This is a genomic window from Chryseobacterium sp. MA9, from assembly GCF_024399315.1.
In the GTDB taxonomy this organism is placed as follows: domain Bacteria; phylum Bacteroidota; class Bacteroidia; order Flavobacteriales; family Weeksellaceae; genus Chryseobacterium.
This window is the reverse complement of record NZ_CP075170.1, coordinates 2,804,701-2,817,416: the sequence shown is the minus strand read 5'-3', so window position 1 is coordinate 2,817,416 and position 12,716 is coordinate 2,804,701. Positions and strand designations below refer to the sequence as shown.

The 12,716-nt window shown below is 37.5% G+C and carries 7 protein-coding genes; 3 read left to right on the top strand and 4 right to left on the bottom strand.

Annotated features, from left to right (window positions below; all coding sequences use genetic code 11):
* Window positions 1-13 precede the first annotated feature (13 nt).
* Window positions 14-3,037 (top strand): reprolysin-like metallopeptidase, encoded by a 3,024-nt coding sequence (locus tag KIK00_RS12795; protein ID WP_255812779.1) that lies wholly within the window; start codon window positions 14-16, stop codon window positions 3,035-3,037.
* 167 nt (window positions 3,038-3,204) lie between these two features.
* On the top strand, window positions 3,205-7,635 hold the full coding sequence (locus tag KIK00_RS12790) for a GEVED domain-containing protein (protein ID WP_255812778.1): 4,431 nt from the start codon (window positions 3,205-3,207) through the stop codon (window positions 7,633-7,635).
* A gap of 336 nt (window positions 7,636-7,971) precedes the next feature.
* Here the strand turns inward: KIK00_RS12790 and coaE are convergent, their stop codons facing one another.
* The 4 genes from coaE to ruvB all read right to left on the bottom strand — a co-directional run bounded on the left by coaE (window position 7,972) and on the right by ruvB (window position 11,174).
* Complete coding sequence (coaE, locus tag KIK00_RS12785; RefSeq protein WP_255812777.1) at window positions 7,972-8,601, bottom strand: dephospho-CoA kinase; 630 nt, start codon at window positions 8,599-8,601, stop codon at window positions 7,972-7,974.
* Between the two features lie 9 nt (window positions 8,602-8,610).
* Window positions 8,611-9,477 (bottom strand): MBL fold metallo-hydrolase, encoded by an 867-nt coding sequence (locus KIK00_RS12780; RefSeq protein ID WP_255812776.1) that lies wholly within the window; start codon window positions 9,475-9,477, stop codon window positions 8,611-8,613.
* Between the two features lie 13 nt (window positions 9,478-9,490).
* Window positions 9,491-10,060 carry an FMN-binding negative transcriptional regulator gene (locus KIK00_RS12775; RefSeq protein WP_255812775.1) on the bottom strand — a complete coding sequence of 190 codons (570 nt, stop codon included), beginning with the start codon at window positions 10,058-10,060 and terminating at the stop codon, window positions 9,491-9,493.
* A gap of 91 nt (window positions 10,061-10,151) precedes the next feature.
* Window positions 10,152-11,174 (bottom strand): Holliday junction branch migration DNA helicase RuvB, encoded by a 1,023-nt coding sequence (ruvB, locus tag KIK00_RS12770; protein WP_142719109.1) that lies wholly within the window; start codon window positions 11,172-11,174, stop codon window positions 10,152-10,154.
* Between the two features lie 259 nt (window positions 11,175-11,433).
* Here ruvB and hutI point away from each other — a divergent pair, with 259 nt between their 5' ends.
* The gene (hutI, locus tag KIK00_RS12765) at window positions 11,434-12,657 is read left to right on the top strand and encodes an imidazolonepropionase (protein WP_255812774.1); all 1,224 of its coding nucleotides are present in this window, start codon (window positions 11,434-11,436) and stop codon (window positions 12,655-12,657) included.
* The last annotated feature ends 59 nt before the right edge of the window (window positions 12,658-12,716 follow it).

The window sequence follows — 12,716 nt, the reverse complement described above, 5'->3', positions numbered from 1 at the left end:
TGTGTTTTAATTTATGAAAAGAGTATTTACTGCTTTAATGTTTACTTTTATAGGAGGAGCCGTGTTCGGGCAATGGACACCAACTTCCTTTAAAAAAGGAGACGATAACAAAAGAAGTACAGGATTCAGAGTAGATCAATCTAATGTAAGAGGTAACGGGTACTATAAGTTAGACCTGAACTTACTGAGATCTCAGCTGAAGAATGCACAGGAAATGGGTACAAATGCCGCTCCTGTAGTGATTTCTCTTCCCACTATGAGCGGGAAGATTGAAAGATTTAATGTATACAGTTTTCCAGTAGTTGTAAAAGAACTGGCAGACAAGTATGAATTAGGATCTTATGTTGGAACAAGTGTAGAGGACCCTACCAAGTATTTAAGATTCAGTGTTGCTCCTAATGATTTTCAGTCGATGATCATCCATGGAGATAGCTATGAGTTTATTGACCCGGCTTCTGCAGATAAAACAGTTTATGCTGTTCATCCTAAAACTAAAAAAGAGAAAAATGGATTCTTATGTTCTACAGAAGAATCTCCTGTTGCTAAAAAGGAAATAGATGCCTTATTAAAAAATGGGCAGTCATTCTCAAATCAGGCAACAACTTTCAACAAGAGTTCTGATAAGAAATACAGAACAATGAGACTGGCAATGTCTGTTACCGGTGAGTATACTCAATACTTTATGGGGCTTGCTGGTGTACCTGCTACAGCTACAGATGATCAGAAAAGAGCTCCAGCACTTGTTGCGATTAATAATACTTTAACCAGAGTAAACGGAGTTTTTGAGAAAGATTTTGCATTGCATTTGAATTTGCAAAACTTTCCGGGTGTAATTTATATTGATCCGAATAATGATCCATATTCTGCTGCTGCTACAGGAGCAGGAGGTGCATGGAATGGACAACTACAGGCTGCTTTGACAGCCAATGTAGGAGATGTCAACTATGATATCGGACACTTATTCGGTAAATCAGGAGGTGGAGGAAATGCCGGATGTATCGGATGTGTATGTATTAATCCTACCACTACAGTTCCTAAAGGAAAAGGTTCAGGATTTACTTCCCCGGCAAATGGAATTCCATCAGGTGATAGCTTTGATATCGATTATGTTGCTCATGAGATGGGGCACCAATTAGGAGCTAACCATACTTTCTCTCATAATATTGAAGGAAGTGGGGTAAATATGGAACCTGGTTCAGGAACTACCATTATGGGATATGCAGGTATTACTGGTCCTAATACAGATGTTCAGGCTAATTCTGATCCTTATTTCCATAAAGCAAGTATCGGTCAGGTTCAGGCTAATTTAATTGCAAAAACTTGTGATGTAGAAACTACAATTACCAACAATCCACCGGTAATTACGGATCTACCAACATATACTATACCTAAAGGGACTGCTTTTGTTTTAACAGGTGGTGCTACAGATCCTGAAAATGATCCAATGACTTATTCTTGGGAAGAAGTTGATAATGCGTCAGTTTCTATTAATAAGTTTAACTTAGGAAATACAATGTCTGGAGCTTCATTCAGATCTTCTCCGCCTAGTACAAACCCTACAAGATACTTTCCAAAATTTGCATCTGTAATGAATGGAGTATTAAATAATGCAAACAATACTTGGGAAGCGGTATCAACTGTAGCAAGAACGACAAACTTTGCACTAACTGTTAGAGATAATAACTCTAATGTGGCTCAACAGCAGTCAGCTTTTAAAGTTCAGACGATTGTTGTGGGAGATAATGGTCCTTTCAGAGTAGCTAATCAATATGCAGATGTGAATACGCCAACTCCAATTCAGTGGATTGTTGCCAATACTAATGCTGCTCCTTATAATGTTGCTAATGTAAAGATCGACTATACTACAGATAACGGAACAACTTGGACTGTGTTATCAGCATCAACACCTAATGACGGAACTGAAAACTTTACTTTCCCTTCTGCTTTGAATGGACAGACGATTAAAGTAAGAATTTCTTCAATAGGGAATGTTTTCTATGCTGTTGGACCTGTTAGTATTGCACCTCTATCTGCATGTAGCAGCGCTGCTCCAACAAATTTAGTGGTGAGCAATATTACTGTGTCTTCAGCTAGTGCATCTTGGATGTCTTATACTGGAGCAACTTATAAAGTACGTTATAGAAAGGTAGGTGCAACAGTATGGACTGAAGCTGATACAACAGTTCCTTCAATCAACTTAAGCAATTTAATTGATGGTACAACGTATGAAATTCAGGTTGCTTTAGTTTGTGGAACTACGGTAGGTACATATTCTGCATCTGTAAACTTCAGTACACCTGTACTTGCTTATTGTACTGCTGCTACGGCTAATGCAAACTATGAGTATATTTCCAATGTAACACTTGCGAATATAAATAATACTTCAGCAAGCAGTACATATACAAATTATACAACAAATACTGCGCTTCAGATTAATTTAACAAAAGGGAATGTTTATCCTATGTCTGTCACTGCTAGTAACCCAGATGTTGCTGATTATGATACAGTAGCAGCATTTATTGATTTTAATAAGGATGGTGTTTTCAGCGAAACAGAAAGAGTATTGAACTACCCTGTAGCGCTTACTCCGTCGCCAACTGTAGTAACAGGGAATGTTACAATTCCAAGTAATGCAGTGGAAGGACAGCCATTAAGAATGAGAGTTGTAGTATTTTTTGTAGGTGATACAAATGCAGGCTTATCATTACCAGCAGATTATCTATGTGGAAATAATTTTGATTACGGAGAGGTTGAAGACTATAACGTAGTTATTACTGGTAACCTTGCTACTTCTGAAACTGCTGTTAAAAATAATGGTATTCAGATTTATCCAAACCCTGCAAGTGATGTTCTAAATGTTACTAAAGTTTCAGATAAAGCTACTTATAAAATCTATAGTGCTGCTGGACAATTAGTAGATAGAGGAAATATCAATAATGGAAAAGTGAATGTTTCAGCTTTAGTTAAAGGTGGTTATGTAATTACAATAGATGATAAAGGAATTGAGCAATTCAAATCTAAATTCATTAAAAAATAAAGATAACCTTTAAATATTAGTAAATCCCCGGGCTTTCCCGGGGATTTCTTTATTTAAAGCATAAGTGGATATATTATTGTGTTTTTACAAAAAAAACCTAAATGCACCTATAAATTAATAATAAAAAATGATTAGATTTGTATGATTAATATTATAATGAAAACATTATGAAGAAATTCTTTACCTCTTTAATTCTGTTTCTCTGTTTGATTTGTACAGGCTTTGTATCCAAAGTCTCAGCTCAGGCAGGACAGATCGGGACAGGAACAGGTACCTCAGTGTATCTCCCCATACGTTCCTATTATGGGTATAGCTATTCTCAGCAGATATATACTGCTGCGGAAGTTTCGACTGCCATAGGTACGTCGACCTATATCACAGCTGTAAAGTTTTATGCCACCACCGTTTCAACCTCACAGGATGTATATAAGGATTGGGTGGTATATATGGGAAACACAACCCAGAATAACTTTGCAACTACTACAAACTGGGTTCCATTAAGTTCTTTGACCCAGGTTTTCTCTGGAACTTTACCTAACCTCACAAATGGGAACTGGGTAACTCTTCAATTGGCGACTCCGTTTTTGTGGAACGGGACAGACAATCTTGTGATTGCTGTAAATGAAAAAACTCCAGGTTATTCATCTTCGCCAGGTACGGCTTGGGGATCTTATAATGCAGGAGCAAACAGAGGAATGATCTACTATGAAGATTCTGCAAACCCAGATCCTGCTGCACCACCTCCAGCAAAAGACAGACTTGCGGATATTCCTAGAGTACAGTTGGAAAGCCATCAGCTGCCAGCTTGTTCAGCCGCGCCGCCTACCAACATTACAGTTTCAAACCTTACAACAGTTTCAGCTAATGTAGGATGGTATCTTTCTGCAGGAGCTACATATGTTGTACGATACAGACCTGTAGCGGGAGGACCTTGGGTTACAATTAACGTAACAACACCTTTGGTAGGAAATCAGATCATTACCGGGCTAACAGAACAAACCCAATATGAAGTTCAGGTTGCTACGGTCTGTGGAGGTGCTCAGGGAGCATTTTCTTCCAGCGTAAACTTTACAACTCCAGCGCTCAGTTATTGTAATTCAGCAGCGACGAGTACTTTTATTGACGGGTATATAAGTCAGGTTACAGTCAATGCGCAAGGAGCTCCTTCAATGAACAGTAACTCTAATCAAAGTGGTTATACAGATTATAGTACAGATCCTACAAGATTAGTTACTTTAGTAAGAGGTGGTACTGCTACTGTTTCTGTAGCAAAAACATGGCCGGGTTACCAATATAGCTTCTTAACAGGAGTTTGGATTGACTTTAACCGTAATGGTGTTTTTGAAGCTACTGAAAGAGTATTGACTTCTCCAAGTAATACGACAACACCGGTTACAGCCACATTCAATATACCAACTGCCGCAGGTGGTGCGTATACTGGAAACCTAACTACCAGAATGCGTGTTGTAATGAATGAGTACAGCCCTATTAATGCTTGTGGTACATATTCTTATGGTGAGACAGAAGACTATGCTGTTAAACTTATTGATTTGTCAGCATGTACTACAGCTCCACCGTCTGATATTCAGGTAAACAATGTAACTCCTTCTTCAGCTAACGTTACTTGGACATCAACTACAGGAGCTACTTATATTGTAAGATATAGAGTTTCTCCTTCTGGTGCATGGCAGCAGATTGCTGTAAATACACCTTTGGTAAGTAACCAAATGCTTACAGGATTATTAGAGCAGACAGCATATGAAGTTCAGGTAGCTACAATTTGTGGAGGTACTACAGGTGCATTCTCTCCGAGTGTAAACTTTACAACTCCGGCTCTTACTTATTGTACAGCAGGTCCTACAGGTAATACTGCTACTAGTGGATATATTAATAATGTAACCGTTACTCCTACGAATACTCCTATCATGTTGAGTAATTCAGGATCAGATAACTATAAAGATTACACACCAGACCCTACAAGAATAGTGATATTTGAAAGAGGTTCTGCAAATAATAAAATTTCTGTGAACAAATACTGGCCAGGTTCTCCTACATCTTATGGAGTTTCAGCTTGGGTTGATTTTAACAGAAACGGAACATTTGAAACAAGTGAGAGAATCCTTAATACTACTTATAATACAACGACTCCGGTAACGGCAACTTTTGCTGTGCCTACAGTAGCGAGTGGAAATGTATATACTGGAACTCTTCCTACCCGTATGCGTGTAGTAATGAGATATTTTGATAATGCTAACCCTTGTGGAACATTTACTCAGGGAGAAGTAGAAGATTATCCAGTAAAATTTGTAGATTCTCAAAACTGTACAACAGCTCCTCCAACGAATATTACAGTAAACAATATTGGTGCAACTACTGCAACAGTATCATGGGTTGCAACTGTAGGAGGTACTTATAATATAAGATGGAGAACTACTCCTGGAGGTGTTTGGCAGACGGCTACTGTGCCAGCTGGTCAAAACTTCTATGGAATCACTGGTCTTACTGAGCAGACAAATTATGAAGTTCAGGTTTCTACAACATGTGGAGGTTCTACAGGATCTTACTCATCATCAGTAACGTTTACAACACCACCGTTGTCTTACTGCCCTATGACAGGTACAGGAACAAATGACCATATTTCGAATGTAACAGTTACCTCTTCGAACCTTGGAGTTCCTCCAATGAACAATACTTCAGTACAGACTAATTATACTAGCTATACAACACCTGAGACTCTTATTACTTTAGATGTTGATTCTCAAAATAATAAGATCTCTGTAGCTAAAGGTTGGACTGGAGCTACAGGTAACGATGCTGTAACAGCATGGATCGACTTTGACAGAAACGGACAGTTTACAGACGCTGAGAGAATTTTAATTTCTCCAGCTAATACAACTACTCCTGTTACTGCTACGTTTGCCGTTCCTTCAACATCTTATACTGGTCCATTGACAACTACAATGAGAGTTGTACTAAAACGTACAAGTGCTCCTGTAATGTGTCAGAATGCAGTAGATGGGGAAGTGGAAGACTACAGAGTAAGAATCAGACCTTGTAGTAATGCAACTCCAAATGCACCTACATTTACTACTACTCATACAACAGCTACTGTTACAATTACAGGAGGAGGAGTAAGTTATGTGGTAAGATACAGAGTTCAGGGAACAACAGCCTGGACACAGGTATATGCTTCAGCACAATTGGGTAACCTTCCATTAGTAATCACCGGATTGACACCAGCTACCACTTATGAAGTAGAAGTAGCAGCAATTTGTGGAGATATTATTGGAACAGCAACTCCAATCAAGACATTTACTACAAGATGTGATCCTACTCCTCCAAATGTGACAGTAGGTAATATTACTCCAACAACAGCATTGATTACATGGACTCCGCTTGCAGCAAGTTCTACCTATACAATGAGATGGAGAAAAGTAGGTACTACAACATGGAATATTATTAGTTTACCGGTAGCTCCTGCAAATACTTATGTATTAGGAAGTGTAACTCCATTAGAGCCATTCACTACTTACGAAGTGCAGATTGCTAATACGTGTAACGGAGAAACAACTCTGAATCCATATTCTAACCCTAAAGTATTTACAACAGAAAGAATCTGTGAAATTCCGCCTCCAGGCTTGACGATTACTCAATTGCTTCCTACCTCTGCAGCGATCCAATGGGATCCGTTCCCAGGAGCAACCTACGTTCTTAGATATAGAAAAGTGGGTATTCCAAGCTGGACAGAAGTACCATCATTGGTTAATAATCTTGTATTAACAGGTCTTACAGAATTAACGAAATATGAAATGCAGGTTGTAAATATCTGTAATGGTACACCAGGAAATTATACCCCTCCATATTACTTCACAACTCCTACAGTAATTTATTGTAAGATGAATTCAGGAAGTTCTACAGGAGAGCATATTTCTAAAGTTACAGTGAAGCCTACTGGTAAAAAAACGATGGAGAATGAATCAGGAGCATCAACGTATACAGATTATACAGGAGTTCCTAAAACATTCATCGAAATGATTCAGGGATCAACAGACAATGAGATCATCATTGAGAAGAAGTGGACAGGAAATACTTATAACGAAGGAATTGCAGTATGGATTGACTTCAACAGAAATGGTGAATTTGATATCAATGAAAGAGTATTAAGCTCTCCACCGAATACAGACAGCCCTATCTCAGGTAAATTCAATGTACCGGCAGATGCGTTTGTAAGCATGACAGATTACAAATATGTAGTGATGAGAGTAGCAATGGAAAGAGATGGTATCCCTGTAAACTGTACAAGCTTCAAAAATGGAGAAGTAGAGGATTACACAGTAAGAATCTCTAAACCGATAGTAGCTAATCCAATTGATCAGACGGGTATCATGATTTATCCTAACCCGGTAAGCTCAATACTGTTTGTGAAAAATATCAGCAAGAGAGCTAAATATAAGATATATAATGCTGCCGGACAGGTAATCGGAGATGGTATCTTACTGAATAACCAAATCAACGTAAGCAGATTGATTAACGGTGTTTATGTAATCGATATCGATGATAACGGTAAAACTGTTCAGAAGAAATTTATCAAAGAATAAGTAAGCTAAATTTCAAATAGAATAAGCCTCCAGAAATGGAGGCTTATTTTTTTATTATCCTTATTATATATTGATTAGTTACAATAATTATAAAAAATATTAGTAATAAGGCTAATTATAAGTTATAGAACGTTTCTGGCCAATTTATATCAGGAGGAATAATATTAAATAATAAGATTGATATGAGTAAACTAATCAACAGTGTATATGTTATATATATTGAAGATAATAGAAATATCATTCAAAAGAAATTTATAAAGGAATAATACAAAAAGCCCTCAAAAGAATGAGGGCTTTTTTATTCTTTAATTGAGAAAATAACCTTTAAGAATATTTCTATTCAATAGCAAAAATCACTTTTTCAGTCTGTTCTTTTAATTCTTCCAGATTGGTATTGTTGTAGATGATACAATCTGCCATTTTAATTTTATCCCTTTCAGGCATCTGCTTTTCCATGACAGCCTCTACCTCACGATAGGTTTTGTTATCTCTATCCATTACCCTTTTAGCTCTGATATTATCCTCAGCCGTTACCAAAAGAGATTTATAACATTGTCTGTTAAGTCTCAGTTCAAACAATAATGCGGTTTCTTTGAAAACCAAATATTTGCTTTGCTTCTTAACCCAATCTTCAAAATCAATTCGTACAGCTGGGTGTATGATTTCATTTAATTGCTGGAGCAGATCATTATTGTTGAAAACTTTACTGGCAACAAATTTTCTGTCATACAATCCATTTTCATCATAAGATCCTTCACCAAGAAGTTCCTTGATCTTTATTTTCAAATCTTCGCTTTCATTGACGATTGCCTTGGCTCTGTCATCGGAATAATAAACCGGAAAGCCGAATTCCTCTATAAAGTGTGCTACTGTAGTTTTTCCAGAGCCTATACCGCCTGTTAAGCCTATGATTTTGGGTGCTGGTTCCGGTTCAGCTTGCTGTGTTTCTGAATGTAATTCTTCCATGATTTAAAATTAATATCCAAAAACATCATTAAAGCTAAACGTCTCATCAAGTCGTACCCCTTTGTCGGTCATTTTAAGACTTGCAAGCTCATTATGAGCATCATGTTCAAAGAACAATATATATTCATTATCTACACACTGCTTAAGGAACTTTCCTTTCTCTTCCAATGTTAAAAGAGGTCTGGTATCATATCCCATCACATATACCTGGTTGATATGTCCTGCTGTAGGAATAAGATCTGCAGCAAAAACAACTGTTTTTTCCTGATATTGGATTACCGGAAGCATCTGTTTTTCTGTATGACCGTCTACAAAGATGACATCCATCTTCAGATCCGGAGCAAAACCGTAGTTTCCGGTAGTAGGAAGCGGTAAAAAATTAAGCTGGCCACTTTCCTGCATAGGCATAATGTTTTCTTTCAGGAAACTGGCTTTTTCCCTTGCGTTTGGCTCTGTTGCCCATTGCCAGTGATTTTCATTAGTCCAGAAGTTGGCATTTTTGAAAGCTGGTCTGTATCCGGTTCTGTCATCATTCCATTCTATAGCGCCGCCACAGTGATCGAAGTGAAGGTGGGTAAGAAATACATCCGTAATATCTTCCTTTATAAAACCATATTTCTTTAGATTTTTATCAAGAGTATCATCTCCCCAAAGAGAATAATGTCCGAAAAATTTATCATCCTGTTTGTTTCCAAGACCACAGTCTACCAGGATTAGTTTTTTTCCGTCTTCAATAAGCAGGGAACGTGTTCCCAGTTCAATCAGGTTTTTTTCGTCTGCCGGGTTTGTTTTTTCCCACAGACTCTTCGGGACGACTCCGAACATAGCACCGCCGTCCAGTTTAAATTTTCCACATTGTATTGGATATAACTTCATATGTATATTTTGATTATTTTTTTATTACTTTCATTTTCTCCGCAATCTTTCTTGCGTTATCATCAGAACCCTCAAGATGGTTAATAATGTTTTCATAATCAGCCTCTTTTCTATTCTGAGAAAGTTTTTGCTTAATAAATATTTCGTCAGGAATTATTTTAATACCAAAAGCTCCCTTCATTTCCTTTTCCACAAATTCTTTTCCCATATCCTTCACCATCATTGGACATTGCTGAAATTTTTCATATTTGGACGTTAATTTGTCCAAATGAGCATACAGCTCGTCATGATTCATCAGTTCAATCTTTCCGTAGATCTGCACTGCTTCATAATTCCAGGTGGAAACATTAATATGATCATACCAACTGCTGGATATGTAAGTGTGGGCCCCTAAAAAATCACAAAGAACTTCATCTCCGTTTTTTAAAGTTTTCGCCTGTGGGTTAGCTCTTGAAATATGAGTTTCAATATAAGCATTTTCCGGATCATCTTCATTTAGCATCATCATAGCATGAGTCGCCCGGATTTTGTCAACAGAAGAAATCAGTAAAGCAAATGAGTTTTCTTTAATGATCTCTCTCATCAAATTGTAATCTTCGCTTCTGTATAATTTTGGTATAAACATAAACTAATAAACTCTCATTAACCTTGAACCTTACACTTTGAACCTTGAATTAAAAAAGTTCTCCCGGATTTTTAGGTCTTGTAATATTTAAATGTTTGTAAGCTTTGTCAGTAACTTCTCTTCCTCTCGGAGTTCTGATAATAAATCCTTCCTGGATCAAAAACGGTTCATAAACCTCTTCCAGCGTTTCAGGATTTTCAGCAATAGATGTGGCCAGAGCAGAAATGCCAACTGGCTTTCCTTTAAAATTTTCAATCATAACACGCATGATCTTATTATCCATTTCATCCAATCCAAATTCGTCTACATTTAGAGAGTTCAGCGCATATTTTGTAATATTGATCTCAATTTCACCATTCCCTTTGATCTCCGCAAAATCACGCACCCTTCTCAATAATGCATTGGCAATCCTTGGGGTTCCACGGCTTCTTCTTGCAATTTCTATCGCTGCATCTTCGTAAATGACAACTCCCAGAACCCTCGCACTTCGCTGGATAATCATTGATAAAAGTTCAATAGAATAATACTCCAGTCTGCTTTGAATCCCGAATCGGGCAAGCATGGGTTTAGTAAGCATTCCGCTTCTGGTAGTTGCTCCTACTAAGGTAAAAGGATTCAGTCCTATCTGTACACTTCTGGCATTAGGACCTGTCTCCAGCATGATGTCAATCTTATAATCTTCCATCGCAGAATACAAATATTCTTCTACAACAGGAGAAAGACGGTGAATTTCATCAATGAAAAGAACATCATTTTCTTCCAGATTGGTCAATAAACCAGCTAAACTTCCGGGTTTGTCCAATACAGGACCGGAAGTAATCTTACAGTTGACACCAAGCTCATTGGCAATAATATTGGCTAAAGTAGTTTTTCCAAGACCTGGCGGACCATGCAATAAAACATGATCTAATGCTCCGCCACGTCTTTTCGCAGCGGTAACAAAAACTTCAAGGTTCTCCAGCGTTTTTCTCTGTCCCGCAAAATCTTTAAAGCTCTGGGGACGGATCTGTTCTTCCTGCATCAGCTCCTCGCGTGAGTAGTTTTCCTTATCTGGATGTAAAAAATCTGGCATTAATTCATTTCATTTACCTCAAAGATAGCAAATTTAGACTAAGGTTGAAGGGCAGATTGAGAAAAGGTTAAGATTGACACAGAGTTTACGCTAAGGTTAAAAATGAGAACAGCTAAGATTTAAATAATTGGGATATTTTAAGTATTTTTGAGAGGAGAAATTATTGATAAAAATTATTAAAATTTTGATTGTTTAGCAGGCTAGTATTGATGATGAATGAATCTGCCTCAATCTAAACATTAGCATTAACTTTAAACTAATGAAATTAATAGGACCATTTAAGCAGGTGGTAACGCTTGCTAACTTACCATTAAGAGGAAAAATTTCCGATGAACAGCTGGAAATTATTGTAGACGGAGGAATTGTAGTAGATCATAATACCATTCAGAAAGTTGGAAATTTTGAAACATTAAAAACAGAAAACCCTGCCATAGAAATTGAACACATTGAAGGAGAACAGATTGTACTTCCTGCCTTTGTAGATTCACATACCCATATCTGTTTCGGAGGAAACCGCGCCAATGATTTTGCCATGCGTAATGCAGGAAAAACTTATCTGGAAATCGCTGAAAGCGGTGGTGGAATCTGGAGCTCCGTACAACATACACGAAATGCTTCTGAAGAAGAATTACTGAGAACTTTAGTGGAAAGAATCAATTTTTTGATTGATCTAGGAATTACAACCATTGAAGTAAAGAGTGGCTACGGTCTGGATGTGGAAAATGAGCTGAAGATGCTTAGAATGATTAAAAAAGCACAGAACACAACTAAGGCTACTTTAGTTCCAACCTGTCTTTCGGCACATCTAAAGCCTAGAGACTTTGAAGGAAGCAATCCTGAATATCTTGACTATATCATTACTGAAATTTTGCCAAAAGTAAAAGAAGAAGGACTGGCAAATAGAGTAGACATTTTTATTGAAAAGTCTGCATTTCAGCCTGAAGAGAGTAAGGAATTCTTACTTAAAGCAAAAGCATTAGGTTTTGAAATTACCGTTCATGCAGATCAGTTTACACCAGGAAGCTCAAGAATTGCAGTAGAGGTGGGTGCTAAATCTGCAGACCATTTAGAAGCAACAATTGATGAGGATATCGAGTTTTTGGCTAAATCCGATACTGTAGCAACAGCTCTCCCCGGAGCAAGCTTAGGCTTAGGTGAAAAATTTACTCCGGCAAGAAAATTATTAGATGCAGGAGCTATTGTAGCCATTGCAAGTGATTGGAACCCGGGATCAGCCCCAATGGGAAATTTAATAACTCAGGCTTCTATCTTAGCTGCTTTCCAGAAATTAACCACTGCTGAAGTATTGGCGGGAATGACTTTCCGTGCAGCTTATGCCCTTAATCTGGAGGATAGAGGACAGTTGGAAACAGGGAAGAAAGCAGATTTTGTTACTTTCAAAACCAATAATTTTCAAAATATACTTTATAATCAGGGAAGTTTAAAGGCTGAACTTGTTTATATTGATGGGAATAAAAATTAAAATTATAAAAATTAACCATACTTTGTTATTCAATGAGCGGGTTTTCAATGTCAGCTAAT